This window comes from Bacteroidales bacterium (genome assembly GCA_031275285.1).
In the GTDB taxonomy this organism is placed as follows: Bacteria; Bacteroidota; Bacteroidia; order Bacteroidales; family UBA4181; genus JAIRLS01.
Window position 1 is genome coordinate 61,360 of record JAISOY010000082.1, and the last position, 26,134, is coordinate 87,493.

A 26,134-nucleotide genomic window follows, 5' to 3' on the forward strand; every position below is an offset into this window, starting at 1 on the left:
GTATTTAACAAGCCCTGTAACCAAATTAAATACAGTATTGGAAATATCTTGATATGAAACATACTCATCTGTCACGATAATCATGGCTTTTAAATTTCCGCTATTTCCTTCATGATTTTTTGAGCCAGTACATCTGCCCGTTCCTTAGTTTTACTTTCTGTATAGATACGGATGATCGGTTCAGTATTCGACTTGCGCAAATGTACCCATTCATCTGCAAAATCAATCTTCACTCCGTCAATGTCGTTTATCTGTTCATTGGCGTAATGTTTTTTTATTTGTGCCAGTATGGCATCTACGTCTACAGATGGGTTTAACTCAATTTTATTTTTCGACATGTAATATTCGGGATATTGGGCCCGTAATTCGGAAGTTTTTTTATTGGATTTGGCCAATTGTGTCAGGAATAAAGCAATTCCTACCAGGGCATCCCGACCGTAATGCAGTGCAGGATAAATGATTCCTCCGTTTCCTTCACCTCCAATGATCGCCTGGTTAGCTTTCATGGCAGTGACTACATTTACTTCCCCGACAGCAGCAGCCACATATTTTCCACCCTGTGCCAAAGTCACGTCCCTTAAAGCTCTTGATGAAGAGAGATTAGATGACGTGTTCCCTCCTCCCGGTGTATTCTGAAGCACATAATCGGCTACAGATACCAGCGTATACTCTTCTCCGAACATGCTTCCGTCTTCGTTGATAATAGCCAGCCTGTCTACGTCAGGATCCACGACAAAACCTATATCTGCACCTTGTTCTTTGGTGATTTTGGATATTTCTGTAAGGTGTTCGGGTAAAGGCTCCGGATTGTGTGGGAACTGGCCATTGGGCTCACAATATAACTCAACAATATCATTCACACCAAGAGCCTTTAATAATTGTGGAATGATGATGCCTCCCACTGAATTGACACAATCGATAGATACTTTAAAATTTTTAGCCTTTATCTCTTTCTTATCTACTAAAGGCAAAGCAAGGACCTGATCAATGTGGTATTGCGTATAGTCCTTACGAGTTACTTTTCCCAGGTCGTCTACCTGTGCGAAAGAAAAATCTTCTTTATCTGCAATAGCCAGCACCGCTTTTCCATCAGCATCGCTTAGGAATTCGCCTTTATCATTCAGTAATTTCAAAGCATTCCATTGTTTCGGATTATGGCTGGCTGTTAAAATCAATCCACCTTGAGCTTTTTCAGCAGTTACTGCCATTTCAACCGTAGGCGTTGTGGCCAGGTCGATATCCACTACATCGGCACCCATTCCGACTAAAGTTCCGATAACGATTTGTTTGACCATCGGACCGGATATGCGGGCATCACGGCCCAGCACTATTTTTATTTTTCCTGTATTTGCCTGCTTTTTTGCCCAGACAGTATACGCCGCTGTAAATTTTACTACATCCAACGGTGTTAGACCATCACCCGGTTGTCCACCGATAGTTCCCCTGATACCGGAAATTGATTTGATCAGTGTCATGTTGATTGTTTATTCTAAGATTAATTTACAAAAATAACATAAATTTGTCATTTATTCTTTTTCTTTTGACGGCTGTGGCACATTACATTCAAACACTGATTGTGCAAGGAGAACATCAACACCTTGATTTTAAGTTCGAGATCAATGATGCCCGGAAAATAGCCAGGTCATTTGTTGCATTTGCCAATTCAGAGGGCGGGAAGCTACTTATTGGAGTGAAAGATAATGGAAGTGTTGCCGGTGTCCGTACCGAAGAAGAACATTACATGATTGAAGCGGCGGCTTCCTATTATTGTCTTCCACCGGTTCCTTACAGTGTCCGGAAATGGGAACTGGAGGGGAAAACCGTGCTGGAAGTGGATATTCCTGAAGGCAAAGACAAACCCTATCTGGTCAAGTTGAAAGAGGAGACACCTAAAGCCTATGTCCGTATTGCTGATGAAAACATCAGGGCATCCCATATACAGGTCATGGCATGGAAAAAACAAAAATATCCTTCAGGTCTTTTAATCGACGATGCAGAAAACCAAAGCAGGTTGCTGCATTATATGGAGACCCTTCAGCCTGTTTCCCTTAATATGGTTTGTAAAACATTAATGTTGACCCGGAAAAAAGCTGAACATCTTTTGGCGGATATGGTATACCTGAATGTATTGGATATCTTATATCAGGATGATAAAGTTTTGTTCCGGATCAAAAATAAACCGGATGTTTTTTGAACAGTTTAAAAATATATAAAGGCTCATGATGGATCAGATAGTAAAAGATGTTCGTAAATCATTGAAAGAAAGTGCCGATGATAAGACGCTTTCTACCGGTCAGCGTTTTTTCAAAGAACAGATCCAATTCTATGGGGTAAGGATACCGTTGGTAAACCAGATCAGCAAACAGTTTTTCGATACGATAAAGCAACGTGAAAAAAGTGAGATTTTTGCCTTATGTGAAGAATTGTGGAAGTCCGGATACAGTGAAGAGTCATATGTTGCCTGTAACTGGTCATATTATATCCATGAACGGTATACCCCGGAAGATTTCAGTGTTTTTGACAGGTGGGTTGATCTATATGTCAGTAATTGGGCTTCCTGCGATACATTATGTAATCATTCCGTAGGGACATTTGTTGAAATGTATCCGGAATATGTAAACAGGTTGAAGGAGTGGGCAAAATCAGATAACCGTTGGCTCCGGAGGGCAGCGGCCGTCACCCTGATCATTCCTGCACGGAAGGGACAGTTCTTAAATGATATCTTCGACATTGCAAATATCCTGCTTGAGGACGGCGATGATCTCGTCCAAAAAGGATACGGATGGATGCTTAAAGCAGCCAGTGAGGCCCACCGGAAAGAGGTTTTTGATTTTGTGGTATCAAAAAAGGCAGTAATGCCCCGTACCGCATTGCGCTATGCCATAGAAAAAATGCCTGTGGATCTGAGGGCTTTGGCCATGAAAAAATAACTTTGGACCTGGTTGAGAAAACCCGGAAAGATTGCTGGCAAAATCACTGTTGATGTTTTTCATCAATGTGGATCAAAATACTCATTATTGGTCAAATCTTTTAATCCTGGGAAAATCGTACCGATCGTCCGGAAGTCCGGTGAATGTGCATTGTTGATACAACATATTGCGTTGATTTATCCAATGAAAGATCAAGCTTGTCAAAAAAATATAGTTGTAAAATGTGCTTTGAAATAAAAAGATATATCTTTGCGTCGGTTAAATAATTGTTATGACAAAGATGTTATGTTTTAAATCAATTCCTGCATTTTTGTTGAATAATAAGTAATTAAATCTAATACCTTTTGGGAATTGAAGGTTAAATCTTAAATTGTTAAACATGAAAAAAATCTTTATCACGTTTGCTGTATTGTTAACAGTGGTATTTGTGAGTAATGCTCAGCTATTTGTGGGAGGATCATTGGGATTGTCAACTACCGGAGGAAAAGAAAAGACAGGATCAAACTCGGTAGATAAAGAATCAACTTTTGGTTTTGAGATCTCTCCTAAAGTAGGTTATTATTTGAGTGATAAATTTGCTATTGGTGGAGAAGTTACCCTTGGCTTCGAATCTGAAAAAACACCTGATGCCAATGGTGGCGATGATCAAAAAGATAACTTTTTCAGTTGGGGCATAGCGCCTTTTGCCCGTTATAGTGTGGCTGAATTCGGTAAATTCAGCGTGTTGCTGGAAGGAGGAGTAGGTATTTTCGGAGGTACAAGTAAGACCAAACTAGGATCACAGTCATTTGACGGACCTTCATTATTCGGCTTTGGCGTTAATGTGACCCCATTATTGTCATACAGCCTGTCTGATAGGTTCAATCTGGAAATGGGGCTTAACTTTTTGAATTTTGGCTTCAACACATGGACAATAAAAACAGATGGAAATCCTGACGATACCAAAGACAGAACCACTAATTTCGGATTTGGAGTAGATACAGATAATGTATTTCAGGCAGACCTCGGAGCCGTTACTATCGGCTTTATTTACAAGTTCTAAATTTATGAGACCTATATAATATGCCAAGCCCGGGAATTTCTCCCGGGTTTTTTATTACCTTTAACTGCTTTTCAATTACTAAAAATAATTACATTTGTACACCAACCAAATAATTCCGGTGATGCAAAAATCAATTTGTGTATTTTTTAGTTTGATATTGTCTTTTGGAGGGATGTTCGCCCAGCAAAAGTATACTGACTCATGGGAATCCATTGACAATAGACCTGTTCCGAAATGGTTTACCGATGCTAAATTCGGTATTTTTATCCATTGGGGGCTGTACAGTGTTCCAGCATGGGGACCTTTACCCAAAGATGGAACCAAAGGCGTGTATGAATCTTACTCGGAACATTATCTATCCCGTCTGGAAAGTAAACATCCCCTGTTCACCCGTTTCCATGAAACGACTTACGGAAAGCAGAAAACATATCAGGATTTTGTGACTGATTTTAAGTGTGAAATGTTCGATCCTGATGAATGGGCGAAATTATTTCAGGATGCCGGAGCCAGGTATGTGGTGCTTACCTCCAAGCATCATGACGGTTTTGCCTTGTGGCCAAGTCTATATTCATGGAACTGGAATGCATCGGATGTAGGACCTCACCGTGATCTATTGGGAGATTTAACCGCCGCCGTAAAAAAAACGGGTTTGCATATGGGATATTATTATTCGCTTTTGGAATGGTTAAATCCTTTGTACAAAGATATCGACAAATATGTGACAGATCATATGATCCCTCAGATGAAGGAGCTGGTGACCCGCTATGAACCTGATATTTTCTGGCCTGACGGAGAATGGGATTATCCTTCTGATCGTCTTAAAAGCACACAATTCCTGGCTTGGCTGTACAATGAATCACCTGTAAGGGAGACCGTGGTCGTTAATGACCGGTGGGGAAAAGAAACGCGGAGTAAACACGGCGGATTTTATACTACGGAATATGACCTGATACACAGTGGAAATGTAAAAGGAACAAGAATTCACCATCCGTGGGAAGAATGCCGTGGGATCGGCCATTCTTTCGGGTATAACAGGAATGAGAGTCTGGATGATTACAGTACTTCCGCGGAGCTGGTCCACCTGTTGGTAGAAAAAGTAGCCCTGGGAGGAAACCTGCTGTTGAATATAGGTCCTACTGCTGATGGCCGTATTCCTGTAATTATGCAGCAACGTCTTACCGATATAGGACAATGGTTAAAAATAAACGGCGAGGCGATTTATGAGACGACGGCATGGGATGATGCGGTGAATCAGGCGGGTATTTTTTATACCACGAAAGGAAAAGATTTGTATGTAATATGTACCCAATATCCTGTACAGCCGGTTGTGGTTAAGAATGTCGGGAAAAAACCTTCATCTGTGGGTATGCTGGGAAGCGGTACAAAGGTAAAATATAGTCATGCAGGAAAAGATGTAACCATTACTCCTCCGGTGTTGACTCCTGCTACCATACCTTGTGACCATGCCTGGGTGTTTAAATTATCCGGATGTTTGTAACCAGATGCTTTCAACCAGTCATATTGAATTTGCGTATGACGCAACCAACCGGTTTCGTTTTCCCGATATAAATTGCCGTAAGGGGGAGCAATGCCTGATTATGGGACCATCGGGTTGTGGAAAAACCACATTGTTGCATCTGATGGCCGGATTGCTGCATCCCGATAACGGACAGGTATGTATTAATGATGTCGATATAACCCAAACAACACCCACTCAAACAGACCGGATCAGAGGAAAAGAGATTGGGATTATTTTTCAGAAAGCACATTTTATCCAATCGCTTTCAGTTATGGAAAATGTCCTTATTGTAAGATACCTGAACAGGATGAAAGAGGATGTTGAGGAGGTGATCCAGTTGCTGGATCAATTGAATATTGCACATAAAGCAAGGTCGAGACCGAACGAATTAAGTCAGGGGGAGTTACAGCGGTTGTCTATTGCCAGGGCTTTGATCAACAGGCCTTCTGTGATCCTGGCTGATGAACCGACATCCAGCCTTGACGATGGTCATTGTGAGGAGGTCATTGCTTTGCTCCGGGATCAAACTGAAGCAACACAGGTAGCGCTCATTATTGTCACTCATGATGTCCGGCTCTCTTCCGTATTTAAAAATGTGATCAGGCTATAATATTTCGGGATGAATATATTTCGTATTGGTTTTAAGAATGCCAAGGACAAACCGTTGTCAACCATATTGAGTATGGTCCTGTTTGCAACAGGGGTATTCATTATTTCTTTCCTATTGTTGATGAAAGACCAGTTGGAATCGCATCTTGAACGAAATGTGGCAGGTATTAACCTGGTCGTGGGCGCAAAAGGCAGTCCGATACAATTGATCCTTTCCAGTATTTATCATATCGACTATCCTACGGGTAATATTTCATATACCGAATCTGAACGCCTCGGGAAGCATCCGTTGATTGCCCGGACGATTTCCCTGGCTTTGGGAGATAATTATAAAGGCTATCGGATCGTAGGGACTACGAAGGATTATGCTGACCTGTACCATGGGGAATTACATGAAGGAAATTTCTGGAAGGAAGATTTTGAAGTGACGATCGGCGCTAAAACCGCGGAAGTTACCGGATTAAAGGTCGGGGATCATTTTGCCGGTGTACATGGGTTTATTGAAACCGATCATGTTCACGATCATGTACAATACAAGGTAGCTGGTATTTTTGATAAAACAGAAACTGTACTTGATCAACTGATACTGACCAATATCAGTAGCGTGTGGCGTGTACATGGAGACGAAGATATGGATGAAGATCAGAGAGAAATCACCTCCATGTTGGTGTTCTATCGTAATGCAATGGGGGCAATATCACTACCGAGATATATATACCAGAATACCAATATGCAGGCAGCATCGCCTGCAGTGGAACTCAACCGGCTTTATTCCTTATTGGGGGCAGGGGCACAGACTGTCAGTCTGATTGCATATTTGATCATCCTGATATCCGGATTGAGTATTTTTGTTTCTTTACTGAATGTAATGAAGGAACGAAAATATGAACTGGCTCTGATCCGCGTAATGGGGGGCGGCAAGATGCAGATTTTCGCATTGGTTGTTACAGAAGGCTTAATAATTGCGTTTTCCGGTTGTATTATTGGTTTGTTTTTAAGTAAACTTACAGCATGGGGAATATCCTTATATACCGAAGATGTCTTTCATTACGGATTGAATGTATTGGGTGGAATAAAAAATGATTTGTTCATATTGGCCGGTTCTTTTATTGTCGGATTTCTGGCATCTGTTTTGCCGGCTATAAAAGCATTGAAGACAAATATTTCAAAGACATTATCAGAATAATCGGATTTAGCATGAGGCGCATTTTTATTACAGTGTTATTCTCAAATATTATTTGTTGCATAGCTGTTGCACAACAGGAAGTTAATTGGAAAATACTGGCTGATGTCCAATGGGTATCAACTTATTTCCCTGAATATGACGCTTATTTTGATATGCCCAAATTTGGTAAAAAGGTCAAAGATTTATCCGGAAAACAGATCTCCATTAAAGGTTTTTATGTCCCTGTGGATGCTTCTGGATCTATGTTTGCCTTATCCGCCTATCCTTCACAGATGTGTTTTTTCTGTAATGGAGCAGGAATGGAGTCTGTTATGGAAATTATTCCTAAGAAGGGGTCTACGGAATTGAAGAAGGTGGTGACGGATAAGTATATTGAGCTTAAAGGAAAGTTGAAGCTCAATGAAAAGGAGGCCGACCACCTGATGTATATCCTGGAAGAGGCGGAACTGGTGCGGATCATTAAATAATGATCATGCTTTCCTGCAGGACTTACCCATTTTTTTTATAAATTGCCCCTCTGTTAAGTAAGAAATTCCTGGTATCTGTCCAGGTGTCCGTTTATGTTTATATATTTTTTAATGCACACCTTTAGCTAATTGTATGAAGAACTTTTTCTCTCGCGTTTCCCGTATTACCCTCGAAGATTGGTTGACATATCATCCATATGATAAGGAAGTCCCTTCCGATCAATATTATATTCGATTGTGTAATGACATTCAGCAAGAGATCATACATAATGATGTAGGGAATTATTTTATAGAAAGCGATTATCAACAGTTGTCCTATATGTTGACCTGTTATTTTGAGGATATCAATAGTCAGGCAGGGGTATGGCTTTCTTTTATTGAAGAAAATAAAACACTGTACGGGAAATACCTTCCTTTTTATGATACCGTTTCTAATTATACCTGCGGAGAAGTCAACAAAGCAGATATACAATTCCTTATCTGGCATTTTGTTTCGAATCTTCCGGGAAATGAGCATCTGACAGATCCATATTCCATAGACCATGAATCCATGGCAGATCTGGTTTATGATATTTTGCTCCGGGAAACAGCAAAGGTTCCAAACGATCAGTTAAAAGATCTGTTGATATTGCCGGAAAAAGCGGATGTGCCATCCATGAAAAGACTGATGGAATATTTCTTTTTTGGGTCTTATCTCAACCATTATTATATGGCGACTTTAAAGGAAGAGGCTTTTTTGGAATTGAAAAATCAAAAAGGGATCAATAAGAGAAATATTTCATATTATGCGCAAAATAAACAGGATGATCTCCTATTCAATTACGTGAGTCCTCTTTTGGCGCAACATGCCGGCGTAATACTGGCAAACAGGCTTGACGGGTCGCATTCCCGGTATTCGTTATTGAAATCCGTTTCAGAGAGGAAGGAAGGCTTTTTTCGTTATAAGAATACCACAGCTGCTACCATGCGTTTTGAACATATCGCTTCGGGTATCACCATTGGGGTTACATTAAAAAGTATGCAGCATACCGGTCATTCTTTTGTCCCGGATGTCACAGTTATACGTATGGGCGTGGTACAATGGGGAGAAGAGTGGTGGATGACGGGGAATTATATAGTAGAGGATCATCCGGGGAAAATTAAGATAACCGAGGGCGAAAAATATTTATTCGCACCCCTTGCCTCGCAAATCCAGATCATCCGGAAACAGGACAAATGTTTTCTGGAAATCAACAGTAATAAACCATTGGCCTTTTTCAACCGGAAGAAGGATGTCTTTTCCCTGATAGATCAGGTATGGGACTTATATCATGAAACTTACGGATCAGAAGAGTTGGATAGGAAATTGTTTGATATCCACGGAATTACTTTTGGGATAGATGATGATCTGGAGAATATAACCGTATTCTTTAATCCGGATACCGGAATGGAATTTTATCCCGATATAGCCTCATGTATTGCAGATAAAGAAAATCCTTTTTTTGAAAATGTTGAGGCAGATATAGAAGAATTCTTATTCAATAATAATTACAGTTCAAATTTTGTAGCTTACCTGATTGAAAACCAATTGATAGAAATTGAACCTATCCTGAGTGAAGGAGGGTTTCAGTATGTCTGGAACAATTGTGATTTTCTGCTTCGTTATTATAAAAGAGAATTTTATAAAGGTAAGCCGAAGCTATATGAAGAATGGTAGTGGCTGATTAATTCCCATTTCTGGGAAGTCTTTTTAACGGTCTATCTTTTATCAGTGAATACCCGACGGTCCATTCTGTATAGTCAGCTTTTGCCATATGGGCTTTGACAGATACACCCACAAACAAACGGGAGGTCAATTGGAATTTGACTCCTATACGTTCGTAAATCCATGGTTTTTTGGGGTCATCGCCGACACGTTGATTCAGATAAAACCCCAGATTGGTGACCAGCCAGACGCGTTTGTACCCGACTTCATGTGCCAGAAATGCGCCTAATGCAAAATTATCGGATCGTTTTGTTGTCACGGTTTCCCCATTTTCATGAGCACGGTATCCAATAACATATCGTCCCCAATCGAAATAAAAAAGATCAAGTCCGGCTCCGAATTTTCTTCGATGATTTATTTTTATCAATGTTGCAGAAGACACATTGGCGCAGTACCACCTGTGGCCCTGTCGCGGTTTATCGGGATCAAAATCCGTATCCAGCATCCGCACACCGCTTGCGATGAACAGGTACCATTCTAAAGTTGGCTCGTGGGAAGGAACAGGGAACCGGGAATATTTTTTATCACGGTTCTTGTATAGCCCAAACTGATAGGAGACTGTTGATGAAACCAGGTTGATGCCTTTGTTGGGTTTTTGATATGATCCGTTTGAAAAATGTTGAAGGCTAAATCCCAGGCCTAAGGAGGAATGTCCGGGTAATGAGAAAACCGATTCAAAGCCAAAGTTAATGTATGCGTTGTTTTTACTACCGACCAGTATATTATAGGGGTTGACCTGCGGGTCGTACGAGTTGAAATTATAAGATATTCCTGCACTGATGTCGTATTTTACCTGGAACCATTTACCACGGTATATGGGGGCTCCGAAAAAAGCGTACAGGGCGGCGGGTCTTCCAAAGCCGCTTTGTTCATCATTTCCCAGAACGATTCCATTCATATTGCCCATATAGTAGCCAATCCCATAATATGGGTAACGGTATGACCGGTCAAAGATGTTTTTTTGAAAATCGTCGGTTTGCCAACCTATACGCAAATCCAATCCCACATAATAATTAGCAACGATATCGGTCTTATGGGTCTTTAAAAGACTTCCCTGTTGGGCATGTACACTGAAAAAAACCTTTCGGGGCGCTACTGATGCAGTATCCTGTATACCAAATGTAACATGATGCTGCAATACAAGCAGGAGCAGGGAAACCCCTAAATAACGTATATAATTCACACTCTGATTAATCAAGCTGCAAATATAGAAAAACAAATGGGCATTACATAATATGGATATAGCATAACAAATGTAGAAAATATCCATTGTAGTCAACCACAAAAAAATCCCGAAAAAGTTGTTTTTTTTTATTTTTTTTATTATTATTGTGATGGTTTTGTACGATATTTGAGCAGGATTAGTAGTATGAAGAGTTGTACACAGTAATATGTTAAAATACTAATCAGACGACAATGACATCATCAGAATTCAGCAACCAACTGATTGGTCTTGAAAAAAAGTTAAATCATTTTGCTCTGCGTTTAACGGATGATAAAGATGATGCAAAAGATTTATTGCAGGATACTTACCTGAAGGCATTGGCGTATAAGGAACAGTTTGAGGATGAGACAAACCTGAAGGCGTGGGCGTATACCATCATGAAGAATACATTTATCAACAACTATAGAAAAAGCACACGGCAGAATACCACTTTTGATAATACGAAAGATTTGTTTTTCCTGAGTCAGAATAAGGATACGTTCAATACAGAACCTGATGCAGCCTATGAGGAAAAAGAGATCAATAAGGTGATTGAAGCGTTGGATGATGAATTTAAAGTTCCTTTCAGGATGTATACCCAGGGGTATAAGTACAAAGAAATAGCTGAAATACTCGGGATAAAAATAGGAACTGTAAAAAGCAGGATATTCTTTACCCGGAAAAAATTATCACAAACACTGAAAGACTATACCAGATAAGTCTATCAGGATCCTATACGTTTTTTTATTATTGTTTTTATCAGGTCTACCGTTTCATCAATGCCTAAAATAGAAACATCGATGGAATAATGATATGAGGAAGCCATTCCCCACTCTTTGTCAGTATAGTATTTATAGTAAGAGGCGCGGGATTTATCTGTTTTTTTCATCATTTCCCTTGCTTCTTCCATAGTTACATTTTGTGTTTCGGCAATGGTTTTGATCCGGTTTTCGGGTTTGTTATGGATAAAAAAACTGAGAAGATCCGGATGATCCCTTAAGACATAATCAGCACAACGGCCAACCAGGACACAGGATCCACCTTTATTTACAATATTCCGGATCGCATCACTCTGATAAAGAAATAGCCTTTCATTGGAAAGGATATCGGGATAAGGGGTATAGATACCCAGGTTAGGAAAACCCATGGAAAAAACATAGGCAAGACTATCTGAAGCTTTTTCATCCGCCCTTTCAAATATTTCATTGGCTAATCCGCTTTCTTTAGCAGCTTCGGCGAGCAATTCCTTATCATAATAAGCCATATCCATATCTTTGGATAACTTTTGACCTATGGCTCTTCCTCCGCTTCCGAATTGCCTCCCGATGGTAATAATCACTCTCTTTTTCATGTCGCTGATGATTTAGATAATGTTTGATTGGTTGAAGAAAGTTGTTTGAATGATTTGACTGTCCTGAAAAACATGATTGCTGTTAAGATCGTGGCAACAGAATCGGATATAGGCATACTCATCCAGACTCCCGTTGTTTTAAAAAACGTGGGAAGTATGAGCAGGCACGGTACCAAAAACAGTAATTGCCTTGTCAAGGATAAAAATATTGCAATTTTGGACTTGCCAATGGATAAGAAAAAGTTGGTTGCTACCATTTGAAATCCGACTATAGGGAAAGCAGCAAAAATAATGTGTAATCCGTAGGCAGATACGCTGATTAATTCAGTATCGGTAGTGAACCACCGGATGATAAATTCAGGGAACAACTGGCAAACCAGGGTGCCGAATGTGGCAATTCCTGTAGCCCACCAGATAGTTAATTTGGTTACGTTGGCTACCCGGTCAAAATGCCGTGCACCGTAATTATATCCTGCAATAGGCTGCATTCCCTGGTTTAGACCCATGATGATCATTACAAAGAGGAAAATGATCCGGTTAACCACTCCGTAAGCGCTGATTGCCATATCACCGCCATGCCTGGTCAAAGCCCGGTTGATCAAAATGACGATCAGGCAGGAACAGACATTCATCAGGAACGGGGACATCCCGATCGCTATAATCCCTTTCACGATTTCGGATTTCAGCCGGAATATACCTTTCCGGAAATGAATAATTCCTTTAGGATTAGAGAAGTGGATCATTTGTACGGCAAGCGAAATGACCTGTGCGATCACAGTTGCCCAGGCCGCTCCTTTAATGCCCCAGTCGAACCCGAAAATAAAAATAGGATCCAGGATACAATTGATCACTACCGAAAGAAGCGTAATATACATGGCCATTTTCGGATAACCGGAGGACCGGAGGATCGAGTTTAACCCCAGGTACATATGGGTAATGACATTTCCCAATAGAATGATATACATGTAATCCCGGGCATAGGCTATTGTATTTTCACTGGCTCCGAAAAAATATAAGATCGGATCCAGGAAAGGGAAACAGGCTATTGAAAAAGCAATACCAAGAATGACGTTAAGTACCAAAACGTTCCCTAGTATCTGATTGGCGTTTTCGTAATTTTTTTGTCCTAATTTTACAGAAACCAGGGTAGAAGCTCCTACGCCTACTAATGAGCCGAAGGCAGCTGCAAGGTTCATCAAAGGGTAAGTCAATGCTAATCCGGCCAAAGCCAACGTTCCCACTCCATGGCCGATAAAAATGCTGTCAACCATATTATATAAAGAGGAAGCGGTCATGGCAATAATTGCCGGAAGGGCATACTGCATCAGCAGTTTGCTGATCCGTTCTGTGCCTAATATTAACGGAGAGTTCTGATTCGCCATAGGGTGTTGTTGTTCTTTAATTTGGATCGAACAATCAACGCAAAGGTACATGATAAAATCGGAAAGATCAATTTTCCTGTTTTCTATAAGAGGATATACATTAAGTAATATCAATAAATTACTAAATAATTGTTCAAAATTATGTCATAACATATATGGAATCATTTTTTACCCTTCTTTTTCTTGATAAAAAGAAGCAACTGAGCGAAGCGGTCTCACGAACACCATATAAATTATCTTTGGTGAGTAAAAATCAAGACTTGCTTCCTCAGCGACCAGCCACTGCACGCTACGGAACGCCGGAAGGACTACCTGCGGTGAGATCGCTCCGCTAATTTCGCCTGACGGCTCAGACAGCTTCCGGCTTGCCCCTTCATTTAGCAGGACTGGTGCCCGCTTCCGGAAGGTCAGGCCTTCCAGGTGTAACACCACTGTATGAGTAGGGGAACAGAAAATATGATAATGTGAACTAAATATGAACATCTACTCATCATATTTAATAACCGTAGTTAATTTGATCAATGCCACTTAAGAAAATAATGGATAGCACTGAGTGCTTGAAGTTGAATTGATCATAAAAATGATTGTAATTACCATTCATCCGATCGGTTTTTCCTGATGATCCCAATCATTTAAAACTTACAGACTGCCTGTAATTTTAATTCTGAATACCTGTTGCCCTGTATCATGTTTAATCCACTACCGATTGTTTTTTTGTCCGTATATTGGGTAATTGCATATTTAATCCTGAAATCGATATGCTCACCGAATGAATATTTCACTAACATATATAAGCGGGTACCCTGATCATAGAAAGCCGGAATACTAAACGCATGCAACATGTCGTTCTCATAGGAATAGATCCGGGCATTGTAATCCCCGGAATCGAAGATTGCGTAACGGGCTGTAATTTGTAACGGAAAGTTGTTGAAAAGTTTGACTTGAATGTCTTGTGCCAGAAAATATCCGTTACTGAGCGTATTGTCTTTTCGGTAATTTTTTATTTCCCAATGATTCCCAATTCTTATGTGTTCGTTTAATTGATGTGAAAACATCATTTTTACGGACATAGTCCTTACTGAAATAGTTCTGTTGACCGTCGATTCCTGCTGATTTTCTTCTTTTTCTTTGTATTTTGCCTGGATATATATCCTGGTATCCCTAACAGGTGTATAGTCTGCCTGCAATAATATATCCCTGCCGTATGAAGGTGAATATGCCCGGTATTGTAACCAGGGGAAACGGAATATATCAACATAAGAAGAAAAGCGCCACCGGCCTCCGGGATTCCAGTTCCACCCCATAAAAAAGCCTTCCTCATTATTATTGCGTGTATTTTCTCCCGGTGCGTTGCCATATAAGGCATGAAAGTCTTTTGCATAATAACGGTACAATATATTTGCTGTGAGGTGTTCACTAACGAGCATTTGCGCTCCGTAAAGGAGTCCGTAGGCACCGTTCGGGCATAATGCCTGTTCTCCATAGACAATAATATCTCCCAGATGAACCCGGAAATCAATGCTATAGTTGCTGCCCGACCTTCCTTTAAATGCAAAATAATTATAGATGTAAGAATTCGGTATGAGGGGAACCTCAAAACGATAGTGGGTCGCGGTTGCACCAATATGCCAATCGGGACGGGTGAGTGAAATGTTCGCCCCGGTTACCTGTTCTTTGATCGCATCCTTTTGTGCAATTTCATTTGGGGTCCGGTGATAACCCGTATTTACATGAGTAGATACGGAAAGTATTTTTCCATCTTCACTCTCTTCTGAAACAGTTGCATCAATGGCTTTTCTTGAGTAAAAAATAGTCAGGTGAAAAGGGCGAAGCCGGAAAGTACTTCCGATACCCCTGAAGAAGCGGTTTTCACCAGCCGATCCGTATCGTCTCAGTCTTTCGTTATACCGCATGGTATTCAGGGTCATAGCGCTTTTCCCATAGTTCAATCCCGACCATAATACCAGTCCCTGACCGAAATCGGTACGGAAATCACCCAGGGTCAATGATTTCAATAATCCGTTTGTATTGACCTGAAGATGTCCGGAATAGAAATCAAATCCATACGGATTATTTTTTCTGAAAAAGCTTTCTCCGGGATCTTTTTCTGCAGTGAACCCGAAATGAACCTTGTCGGCATATTTGAAAACGTATTTGAGATATATTTTAGCCGGGCTACCAGAATATTTATTCTCAATAGAATCCGGGCGTGTGTATCCTTCCTGTTTTTGTAATACGGTTTGCATGCCTGTAATCAACTTATGCCTTCCATAGCGTATCACTCGTTCCGGTTTGATCTTTGTTATCTCCTGCCTCTTTTCCAGTGATATGAACGGTTGTAGGGATTGAGCCAGTTCGGGTGTAAATCCGTACAGATAGGCAATTTCATAATATGAAAGGATAGCACCCGCCTTTTTCACATGATCCAGCAGACTTTTGACCTGGAAATCCGTTAACCAGAATAACCTTGCCAACTCTTCATGATCCGCCTGGTTGATGTATACGGGATTATTGCTCAATTCTTCCAGTAATTCAGGCAATTGATCCAAATCCTGTTCTTCGTCCCGGTCGGCTATATCCGTAAGAATTGTCCGGAACAGCTCATGATCGACTTGTGCCTCTGTTTTTAAAGTGAGGAATGTAACTACGATCATTATGTAAATCTTCTTTATCCCATAAGTTTGATTTTATAGATTTACCGATATGGATACATGGGGACTATACCCCAGTACCTGGTGGTGTGTGAATGCCATGTCTAAAGAAAGCAGTTTCCACTTATATCCTATTCCGAATGCATATTGATACATGGGCCCTGAGGATATTCCGCAACGCAGGAACAACGACTTGATGGGAATGACTTCCAGTCCGGCTTTGAAAATAGCTTTCATTCGCGTGTCTTTCTCAGTTTCAATACTGATGATGGCTTTTTCATGGATAGAATATTCCAGGCCAAGGCGCATGATAGTGGGTATGTATTCTGTCGGATTTGCTTTTTGTCTGCTTCTTGAAATATTAAAGATATGTGCTCCTATGGTCAGGTTATCCATCGGTTTGCACAACAGTCCTATTTCAGCGCTTAACATGTTGAAATTGCCATAATCATAAGAAAAATGGGTATGGAAATAATCCATCTGAACACCCAGGGCGAACTTTTCACCCAGTTTCCTGGCAATGGCTAATCCGATCTTTGTTTCATTGTATTTAGCATATCCGAAATACCGGTAGTTCAACCCAATAATAGTCGCTTTGACAGGCATGGCCAAACTTCCAGCCTGTACGGAAAGGCTCTTCACATTCAACCTGTTCTCGTAATACATGGCAGCAGCAAAGTTTTCCAGCCAGGCTAATCCGGCCTGGTTATTTGCCGAAGACCAGATATCAGTATGGGTCACCGATGCATGGGCCATACCTGCAGATCGGGCTCCTGAAGGAAAATTATCATTTCCTCCCAGACAATAAATAACATGATTGCATGATACAACAAGAAACAGTAATCTCCCCACCCATATATTTTTCCCGCATCCCATAAGCAATAAGTTTGTGGCACAACCAGAGCCGACAAAACTATGTTGTATATCACTTCAAATATACAAAGTTTTTCAATAAATGTATTATAGGAATAAAATTATATTTTTTGTTCAAATAATATAAGCCATGAATCGAGCTATGTAGTATAAGTTCGATTCATGGCTTAATATTTTATTCCACGAAGAGAGGATGACTTTATTTCTAGCGTTCTATTATAATTCTTTCAACGCTTGGTTTTTCTCCCGTCCCATCATATATATGGATAAAATATATTCCTGATGGAAGATCACTGACACTAAATTTTACTCGTTCCCCTTTGGAACTTTTCCTCCTAAGCATGTTACCCAGATTATCATAAAGCCTGATATCGAAGATTGCTGTTTTGGAAGATAAACTGCCTATACCAGATACCATTTGCCTTTCTTCATTAATCAAAGCGTATTTTTCAGTATCTAGTTCAATATTTAAAATATTTGATGCCGGATTAGGATATGACATACTGTAAATTCCTCCTCCACCGTCAATAATTTCCAGGGTCCATGAAGCTGTAGAAGTTGAACCGCAGGCATTGTAGGCGTAACACCGTACGGTTTTGATACCCACGGTAGTAAACGTTATATGTATAGAGTGTTGATTGTTAGCGCCCTGTGTCGTTCCATCATGGGTCCATACGTAGGTACTTTCTAAGTTGATAGGACTGGTGCTAAATGTTAGACCTCCCCCCGTTCTGTCTTTTTTGGGACCACTTACGGTAAAATTATCCGGAGGACCGATGTTTATGTATTTCCTTTTTACCGGAAATGATTCATCTCCGATGATAAGCCTGGCATCAATATATCCGTCTCCATTGCCGGTGGCTCTGAAGGACTTCGATGTGCCTGCCGAATTATCAGTAGGTGCTAAATTGCTGCTACATGACCATCTTATTTGACTTACATTCAGACTGCTTGGCAAATTGCTGATGGTGAAATTCCCTGTCGAACAAACGAGATCAGGACCTTCTATTTTAATATTATCCGGTATCCCACTCGTAAAAGTACAAACATCACTGGGCAATGACTCTCCGTAACTATTTACTGCCGTGATATACATGGAATAGGATTTTGCCATCTGTAATTCGTAAGTCCCGCTATTTCTATTAAAAGTAGTACCGGAAAATTCTCCGTTCACATATAATTTATAGGTTAATGCTTCCGTCGATAATGGGACATCCCATTTCAGGTTACAACTTGTAGTGGATATGTTGCCAACGACGAAATTAGTAAGCCTGGTCGGTTTGCCCGGAATAGTATATTTTATACCAAGCTTTACATTCTTCAGTTCCATGCCGTCTGTATTTTCAGAGTTGTGTTTAAGCACAATTAAAAATTTATCGATAGTGACTCGTACAACATTATCCGTAACATCTATTTTATTTTTTTCGGTGAATTGACTATACTCAACCGTATCGATTGTTCGATAATTCATTGGTTGCTGGTCAGTTTCATACCATGCTAACGCGCCGTCATTTATAGCAAAACCAGCCATAGTAAAGTGGCGGAAAATAATTTTTCCTTTGGTTTGTCCTTGTTTCCCTATATCGGTACGATTGACATCAAAAATAAGTTCAGCCTTGTCTATTCTGGCATTTGCAGGAATATCCGACAAATCAAAAGTTAAGCATCCACGTCCCTTAAAATTAGATGCAGTATCTCTGCCTATTAAAAGTGGCGCATGTGGGATCATCATATAAGAATTGTTGCGGTAATTTGATATCAGGTTATAAGGGTATTCGTATGGGACTGTTTTTGTCATTTCATGTGTTTGGGTTGTGGGAACAGCTTGTAAAGTCCGGACAGTAATAGATTCACTCGGCTCCGAATTTCCTGCCGAATTATACGCAACCACTTTAATGCTGTAAGATGTCTCTGGTTGACAACCTGTTATTGTAGCCGACGTATTACTGTAACTTGTACCCTGTAATACATTATTGATATATAATTTATAGCCGCCAACATTTCCCCATACAGTATTCCACGTGACTTTAAACGAATTTTCCGTTATATCACCCGATCTAAGATTGGTCGGAGCGGATGGAACTAAAAACATTAAGATGCCGGCTTTCCAACCGTAAGCCCCTATATCATTACGCTCCGTTCCCTGACACGGAGGAAATAATACATCATTCCATTCTTCATCCGGATCACCGGCATCAATATCGGGTGATCCAGATGACAAACGATAATCTCCGGAAGAAGGGTTAACAAAGAGAGGATCATTGTTGACAATATTGTTTGTAGTAAGAGAACTGAAACCATCATTAAACATGAGCGTAGTCCCTCCTCTTACATTGCAATAAGAAACCGAAACTGAAGACATTTCATTTATGGAAAACTCATATTGACAACCTGGATTTCGAATGATATTATTCTTTGATGTTACTATGTGATCCCAAGAATAGATGCATGAATTTCCGGAATTATTTACTATAGTATTATTGTATAAAAAGGTTTTTAAACTTCCTCCACATCCTCCTAGGTATATAATCCGATATGCATTATTTCCATAAATTAAAGTATTCTGTATTGTACCTTCAGAACAATACATTTGTATAACAGACTCGTATTCAGATGTATGATTATTTGTGATGATGAGGTTGGAAAGTATTAATTCGCTACTAGCATTCGAATAAATAGCACCATTAGTTCCCCCTGTAATAGTGAAACCATATATTTCAGAATAACTTGCATAATAAAATTTGATTGTTTTCTCTAGACCACTACCATTAATCGTTACATTTTGAGGATTTGTCGGATTTCCAACCAACTTTATTATTTTCTGGCTGATATTCAGTTGTTCATTGTAAGCACCATCGGATACTTTTATGCTATGACCTGAACTAGCTCTGTTGATAGCAGATTGTATCGTCCGGAACGGCGCTGATTGTGTTCCCGGATTATTATCATTTCCATCAACGGATACATACCAATTATATGAATTGGACATAACATTCTTCGTTGTTGCAAATACTGTCAGTGTTAAACACATAAATAAGTACAATACTTTTTTCATGGCAATACAAGTTTAGGTTAATAATAAAGTTATTTCTTCTCTATTCCTTTAGCAATCATCCCAGTAGTAAAACGAGCATGATAGTTGTTGAACTATAAAATACTTTGTTTCATGCATAGAATTTCTACATCCATCCTTTGGCAAAAATAATTAAAAACCATTATGGATTTTTAAATCATAATAAATAAAAACCCAATCCGGCCTTTTGAGAAAGTGATAAAAACCTTATTCTATAATTGAAGAGTCAATAACTTCTGTGCCTTCATATGTAAAAACGTAATATATAAAGTGATCTAAATCAAAAGATGTAATCAATTTAGATGTAATTGTATGGTTTTTCTGTATTCAGGATTTATTGAAAAATTTTTCCCTTACTATGTGGCAGGCGCCGATGATTCCCGCACTTGTTCCCAGTTTGGATTTCTTTATTTTCACATCCTGGTTCACCAGATTCAGCGAATGCCGCCTCATGGCTGTTTGCATGGGTAGTTCCATGTAATCACTGACCTTGGATAAGGTTCCACCTATGACGATCAATTCAGGATTGAATATATTGATCAACATGGCCATGCTTTGGCCCAGTTTCCATGCGATTTCTTCCAGTATCTCGATCACCAGCATATCTTCATGTTCTGTTACGGCACGAAGAATATCATCCATGGTTATTTTATCGATCTCTTTAACAGAGGTCAGGAAGGAAGTGGCCCCCGATTGCAGCCTTTCTTTTACCTTCCTTTCAATAGCAGATCCGGAAACTTCTGTCTCCAGGCATCCCTTTTTGCCGCAATGACAGAGTATTTCATTATCGAACATGGGAATATGGCCTAATTCACCTGAGTAACCCGATTTGCCATAATAAAGTTTTCCGTCGCAAATGATACCCATTCCCAATCCCCAACTGATATTGATAAATAGAATATCCTTCTCGTTTTGCACGACGCCTCCGTTGCACTCCCCGAATGCCATAGCTCTTGAATCATTCTCTATGTAAGTCCGGATCTTGATCTGGGATTCGATAATAGCTGTTAATGGCTGTTCGTCAAAATAAAAGTAACTGTAACTGAATCCGTCAAAAGAATTGACCCGGCCTGTGAGATTGATACATGCCCCGACAATTTTATTCCGGTGAATACCTGAACTTTCAATAAAAGTATTGATAATTCCGCATAAACGGGCTAAGGATTCTTTGTTGTTCTCCAACTGATACCTGATGGACTCGGATGATTTGATGGACTTATTATCTGCGCTTTGCAGGCCTATGGAGATGGATTTCCGTTTTACTTCCACGCCTAGATAATAGAAAGCCCTGGGATTGATGCCATAGATACTCGGCCTTCTTCCCCCGGTGGTATCTATCTTTCCAAGATCCTGAATGATGTTTTCTTCCATCAGTTCCCCGATCAGTTTGGTTACTGTGGGTATACTATAACCGGTTTCTTTACTCAGGTGAGGAATGGTGTTATCACCACAGAAAGTTAGATTTCTGACCAATTCCTTTTTTAAATTGATGGTCTTTAACGCAGATAAAGAAATATCTTCAGAAACATTATAGAGAAAAGATATGGCCATAGGTAATTTATTTATTAATAAAACAAAAGTAAGCAATATAATTTAAAATGACCACAATATATTATAGATAAAAAAAATGAAATCTATTTTCCATCATTAATTTAAGTTAAATATTTTAAATAAATGAAATATTAATAAAATATTTTATGAATATTTGTGTTATAATTAAAAAGTTTGCTTTATATTTGCATGGTTAGTGTGATAATTTTCTTATCTGTAAGCTATAAAAGTATGAGTGATCTGTATTCTTATGTACATCTTTATAGGGGGGAGTTGTTGGATCGGGTAATTCCTTTTTGGATGTCTCAATCACCTGATGAAAAATTCGGAGGTTATTTCACATGCCTTGACCGTAAGGGCGAGGTGTTCGATACCGATAAATTTATGTGGTTACAAGGACGGCAGGTATGGTTCTTTTCTATGATTTATAACGAAATAGAAAAGAAACAGGAATGGCTGGATATGGCTCTTCTGGGCGCACGGTTCATGCAAAAATATGGAATGGACGAATCAGGGAACTGGTATTTTTCATTGACCAGGGATGGGAAACCGTTGATACAACCCTATAATATTTTTTCGGATTGTTTTGCGGCCATGGGTTTCGGCGAATTATACAAGGCTACAGGAAACGACGAGTACAAAAAAATAGCCCTGTCTACTTTTCAATCCATAAAAAAACGTTCCGGGAATCCTAAAGGCATCTATAATAAAACCTATCCGGGAACACGTCCTTTAAAGGGTTTTTCTTTACCGATGATCCTCTGTAATTTATCCCTGATCCTTGAAGATGTCGTAGGAACTTCTGAAGTAAACGATATGGTGCATCCGTTAATCGATGAAATACTGAATACTTTCTACCAGAAAGATTCCGGGCTGATCCTGGAAAATGTGGCGCCGGACGGCACTTTTGTCGATTGCTTCGAGGGCAGATGCATTAATCCGGGACATATCAATGAATCTACCTGGTTCATGATGGATATAGCAGAAAGATACCATAATCAGGAATTGGCCGGAAAATCAGTGGAAATTTTACTTCGTTCCATTGAGTACGGATGGGATAAGCAATATGGCGGAATTTTTTATTTTAAAGACATCAAAAATCATCCTCCGCAACAACTGGAATGGGATCAGAAACTCTGGTGGGTACATATCGAGACTTTGATAGCCACATTGAAAGGATACAGGCTTACCGGGAATGAGCAATGTCTCTCCTGGTTTCTGAAACTGCATGAGTATACCTGGGAGCATTTCCGGGATAACGATTATCCGGAATGGTACGGTTACCTGAATCGCCAGGGGGCACCGCTTCTGACCCTGAAAGGCGGTAAATGGAAAGGCTGCTTCCATGTTCCGAGGGGACTTTATCAGATATGGAAGACCTTAGAGTCAATTGAGAAGCAAGGGAGTGAAAAACATAAAGAAATGTCGCATATAAGTTGATTGTAATTTAAACTCATGTTAAGGATGAAAAAATTGCCGTGCATTTTAAATTTGAACTTTTCCGGATGGTTGGTCTTTGTTGTTTTGTTTTTATCGCAACAATCTTTTAATGTATTGAAAGCTCAATCTGTTCAACAACAAATAAGAGTTACCGGGAAAGTACATGACAACAATGGGGAGCCTTTACCGGGAGCCAGTATTGTAATTGAAGGAACAACCAGAGGTGTAACAACCGACCTTGACGGTTCATATTTTATTGATGCCCGTCCTCTGGATAAACTTGTATTTTCTTTTGTGGGCTTTGAGCCCCAGTCTATTGCCGTAGGAGATCAGACTTCTATAAATGTCATGCTGCAGGAAAAGCGTGACCAGTTGGAAGAAGTGACAATTGTCGGATATGGTAGCCAAAGAAAGGAAAGTGTAATTGGTGCCATTACTTCGGTTTCGGTCAATGAACTAAGAATGCCAGTTGGTAAAGTGAGTACCAGCCTTGCCGGACAAATGGCCGGAGTGGTGGCGGTTCAACGGTCGGGAGAGCCTGGCGCGGGTGCTGACTTTTGGATTCGTGGGGTAAGCACCTTCGGTACCAACAACAAACCTCTTATTCTGGTAGATGGAATAGAACGTGATCTGGATTTGGTAGATACCGAAGATATTGAAACTTTTTCCATTCTGAAGGATGCCACAGCCACGGCAGTATATGGAGTTAGAGGTGCCAACGGGGTGGTTTTAATTACTACCCGTCGCGGGAAAGAAGGAAAACCTGTTGTAACAGCCCGGGCAGAATTCGGGATATTATCACCCACAAAAATGCCCAAAATGGCAAATGCTGAACAATACATGGACCTTTATAATGATGTATATCGTGAGATAAACGGAGTAGACTTTTACACTCCGGAACTTCGGGCAAAATATTTGAGTGGAGAAGACCCTGATCTGTATCCGAATGTAGATTGGTTAGGTGTTATATATAAAGATGTAGCAACCAGTCAGCGTGTTAACGTGAATGTAACGGGTGGAAGTACAAATATAAGGTATTATGTAGCTGGTTCATATTATAATGAAAACGGTATTTATGATGCTGATAAGGGTGATTATAATCCTTCTATGAGATGGAGTAAATATAATTTCCGTTCAAATGTAGATATTGATTTAAGTAAAAGTACTGTTCTGAATCTGAATTTATCTACTCAGTTTGATATAAAGAACAGGCCTAATTCAAAATCAGGAGGTGTGGATCAGTTGTGGATATATTCTTACCTGACTATTCCCATTGCTATTCCACCGATATATTCGGATGGAACAATTGCAAGACCAATGTCTGCCGGGACCAATCCATACAATACTTTAAATAAAACCGGATATGTACAGGAATTTAACAATAATGCCCAAACACTTGTAGGATTAACCCAGGATTTTTCAGACCTGATCACACCCGGGTTAAAGGCGAATGTTAAATTTTCATGGGACGTAGTCAATTATTCATTAGTGAGTAGGGTACTTAGCCCATCTACATATTATGCAACGGGCAGGGATGCTGATGGTAATCTGATTTTTCACAAGAATAATGATGGCAGTGATTATTTGACTTTCTCAAGAAGCAATACAGGCAGCCGGACTATGTATGTGGAAGCATCCATTACATACGACAGGGTCTTTGCTGAAAAACACAGGGTAGGGGGATTATTCTTATTTAATTTAAGGGAAAATGTCAATAATGTACCATCGGATTATACGACTTCCATTCCCTATCGTAATCTGGGTATTGCAGGTCGGGCCACTTATTCGTATATGGATAAATATTTTATCGAAGGAAACTTCGGGTACAATGGTTCGGAGAATTTTGCACCCGGTCATCAATTTGGTTTCTTCCCATCGATTGCGGTAGGTTATCTGATTAGTAACGAACAGTTTTTTGAACCAATCAGGTCGACGATTAACTTGTTGAAATTGAAAGGATCACATGGTAAAATCGGAAATGATAAAATCGGAGGAGGAAAAAGATTCGCATTTAACTCGGATATGAACGGCTCTGCTGCCGGATGGCAATTCGGACAATCGGGACAAACCAGTTTGACCGGGATTGCAACGGGGTATCCGGGTAATCCGGACGTGGAATGGGAACAATCCATCAAAACAAATATAGGTATTGAAATAGGCTTATATAATCAATTTAAATTACAGGCAGATTATTTTTATGAAAAGAGAGAAAATATCTTTCTTTTACAGGAAAGTGTGCCTTCAGTAGTAGGAGCAAATGTAAATCCATATCTGAACCTTGGAAGGATGAAAAATCAGGGAGTTGATCTGGCGTTGGAATACAACAAACAGTTCAACGAATTTTTTATCTCGGTAAGGGCAAATTTCACTTATAACCGGAACAGGAAACTATATGATGACAAACCTACTCCTTTGATGAAATATCAGGAGCTGGCCGGAAGACCTCTTTATCAGCAATTCGGCTTAGTTGCCCTGGGATATTTCGAATCGGAAGAAGACATTGCCAACAGCCCCGTACAAGGGTTTGGGACTGTCCGCCCAGGAGATGTTAAATTCAGGGATATTAACGGGGATGGAATGGTAAATGCATTAGACCAGATTGCTATCGGATATACCCATGTCCCTGAATTTAATTACGGGTTTGGTGCAAGTGCCATGTGGAAAGGATTCGACCTATCTTTATTTTTCCAAGGTGTAGGAAATGTTACCGGATTCCTGGACGGTTCACCTATCAACGGATTCGAACAAAATGCCGTGATGGGAGGTGTGTTTGCTGATATCGCCGATAAAAGATGGCGGGAACAAAATCCGGATCCTAATGCTGAATATCCGCGTATGGCTCTATCTACAAATCAGAACAACAAGCAATTGGGGACACATAAACAGCGGAATATGAGTTTTATGCGATTAAAGAATGCAGAACTTGGATATACCCTGCCCAAGCAAATCTCAAGCAAGATCAAATTATCCACAGTGAGATTTTACCTGCAGGGAGTGAATTTGTTGACATTTGCTAAATTCGATCTATGGGATCCTGAAATCAATAATTCTCAAGGTTCTGTGTATCCCAACATGCGAATCGTAAATTTGGGCGTTAATCTTAATTTTTAAA

At 39.9% G+C, this 26,134-nt stretch carries 19 protein-coding genes; 11 read left to right on the forward strand and 8 right to left on the reverse strand.

The window, feature by feature from the left end; all coding sequences use genetic code 11:
• Nucleotides 1-89 precede the first annotated feature (89 nt).
• Nucleotides 90-1,475, reverse strand: a complete 1,386-nt coding sequence (gene glmM, locus LBQ60_08600) for a phosphoglucosamine mutase (GenBank protein ID MDR2037969.1) — start codon at nt 1,473-1,475, stop codon at nt 90-92.
• 101 nt (nt 1,476-1,576) lie between these two features.
• Between glmM and LBQ60_08605 the strand changes: the two genes are divergently transcribed.
• From LBQ60_08605 to LBQ60_08640, 8 genes are all read left to right on the forward strand, one after another.
• Nucleotides 1,577-2,194, forward strand: coding sequence for an ATP-binding protein (locus tag LBQ60_08605; GenBank protein MDR2037970.1), 618 nt, complete (start codon nt 1,577-1,579; stop codon nt 2,192-2,194).
• Nucleotides 2,195-2,219: 25 nt separating this feature from the next.
• Nucleotides 2,220-2,930 (forward strand): DNA alkylation repair protein, encoded by a 711-nt coding sequence (locus LBQ60_08610; GenBank protein MDR2037971.1) that lies wholly within the window; start codon nt 2,220-2,222, stop codon nt 2,928-2,930.
• A 379-nt stretch (nt 2,931-3,309) separates the two neighbouring features.
• Nucleotides 3,310-3,972, forward strand: coding sequence for a porin family protein (locus LBQ60_08615; protein ID MDR2037972.1), 663 nt, complete (start codon nt 3,310-3,312; stop codon nt 3,970-3,972).
• 121 nt (nt 3,973-4,093) lie between these two features.
• Complete coding sequence (locus LBQ60_08620) at nt 4,094-5,470, forward strand: alpha-L-fucosidase (GenBank protein ID MDR2037973.1); 1,377 nt, start codon at nt 4,094-4,096, stop codon at nt 5,468-5,470.
• Entirely contained in the window at nt 5,436-6,101 is a 666-nt protein-coding gene (locus LBQ60_08625; GenBank protein ID MDR2037974.1) for an ATP-binding cassette domain-containing protein, read from the forward strand. The genes LBQ60_08620 and LBQ60_08625 overlap by 35 nt, the downstream gene beginning before the upstream one ends.
• 9 nt (nt 6,102-6,110) lie before the next feature.
• Complete coding sequence (locus LBQ60_08630) at nt 6,111-7,286, forward strand: FtsX-like permease family protein (protein ID MDR2037975.1); 1,176 nt, start codon at nt 6,111-6,113, stop codon at nt 7,284-7,286.
• A gap of 11 nt (nt 7,287-7,297) precedes the next feature.
• Complete coding sequence (locus tag LBQ60_08635) at nt 7,298-7,753, forward strand: hypothetical protein (protein ID MDR2037976.1); 456 nt, start codon at nt 7,298-7,300, stop codon at nt 7,751-7,753.
• 133 nt (nt 7,754-7,886) lie between these two features.
• Complete coding sequence (locus tag LBQ60_08640; protein ID MDR2037977.1) at nt 7,887-9,449, forward strand: DUF3843 family protein; 1,563 nt, start codon at nt 7,887-7,889, stop codon at nt 9,447-9,449.
• Between the two features lie 7 nt (nt 9,450-9,456).
• On the opposite strand, the gene LBQ60_08645 is transcribed toward LBQ60_08640, so the two are convergent.
• Nucleotides 9,457-10,680, reverse strand: coding sequence for an acyloxyacyl hydrolase (locus LBQ60_08645; protein MDR2037978.1), 1,224 nt, complete (start codon nt 10,678-10,680; stop codon nt 9,457-9,459).
• Nucleotides 10,681-10,913: 233 nt separating this feature from the next.
• On the opposite strand from LBQ60_08645, the gene LBQ60_08650 reads away from it, so the two are divergent.
• A complete protein-coding gene (locus LBQ60_08650; protein MDR2037979.1) occupies nt 10,914-11,420 on the forward strand; it encodes a sigma-70 family RNA polymerase sigma factor in 507 nt (168 codons plus the stop codon).
• Between the two features lie 5 nt (nt 11,421-11,425).
• Here the strand turns inward: LBQ60_08650 and LBQ60_08655 are convergent, their stop codons facing one another.
• From LBQ60_08655 to LBQ60_08680, 6 genes are all read right to left on the reverse strand, one after another.
• Nucleotides 11,426-12,052, reverse strand: coding sequence for a cytidylate kinase-like family protein (locus tag LBQ60_08655; GenBank protein ID MDR2037980.1), 627 nt, complete (start codon nt 12,050-12,052; stop codon nt 11,426-11,428).
• Nucleotides 12,049-13,434 carry an MATE family efflux transporter gene (locus LBQ60_08660; GenBank protein ID MDR2037981.1) on the reverse strand — a complete coding sequence of 462 codons (1,386 nt, stop codon included), beginning with the start codon at nt 13,432-13,434 and terminating at the stop codon, nt 12,049-12,051. The genes LBQ60_08655 and LBQ60_08660 overlap by 4 nt, the downstream gene beginning before the upstream one ends.
• A gap of 632 nt (nt 13,435-14,066) precedes the next feature.
• Nucleotides 14,067-16,088 carry a helix-hairpin-helix domain-containing protein gene (locus tag LBQ60_08665; GenBank protein MDR2037982.1) on the reverse strand — a complete coding sequence of 674 codons (2,022 nt, stop codon included), beginning with the start codon at nt 16,086-16,088 and terminating at the stop codon, nt 14,067-14,069.
• A gap of 33 nt (nt 16,089-16,121) precedes the next feature.
• Complete coding sequence (locus LBQ60_08670) at nt 16,122-16,961, reverse strand: hypothetical protein (GenBank protein ID MDR2037983.1); 840 nt, start codon at nt 16,959-16,961, stop codon at nt 16,122-16,124.
• 202 nt (nt 16,962-17,163) lie between these two features.
• On the reverse strand, nt 17,164-20,013 hold the full coding sequence (locus LBQ60_08675) for a fibronectin type III domain-containing protein (protein ID MDR2037984.1): 2,850 nt from the start codon (nt 20,011-20,013) through the stop codon (nt 17,164-17,166).
• A gap of 345 nt (nt 20,014-20,358) precedes the next feature.
• The gene (locus LBQ60_08680) at nt 20,359-21,582 is read right to left on the reverse strand and encodes an ROK family protein (protein MDR2037985.1); all 1,224 of its coding nucleotides are present in this window, start codon (nt 21,580-21,582) and stop codon (nt 20,359-20,361) included.
• 231 nt (nt 21,583-21,813) lie between these two features.
• On the opposite strand from LBQ60_08680, the gene LBQ60_08685 reads away from it, so the two are divergent.
• Nucleotides 21,814-23,022 (forward strand): AGE family epimerase/isomerase, encoded by a 1,209-nt coding sequence (locus LBQ60_08685; GenBank protein MDR2037986.1) that lies wholly within the window; start codon nt 21,814-21,816, stop codon nt 23,020-23,022.
• 24 nt (nt 23,023-23,046) lie between these two features.
• Complete coding sequence (locus LBQ60_08690; GenBank protein MDR2037987.1) at nt 23,047-26,133, forward strand: TonB-dependent receptor; 3,087 nt, start codon at nt 23,047-23,049, stop codon at nt 26,131-26,133.
• The last annotated feature ends 1 nt before the right edge of the window (nt 26,134 follow it).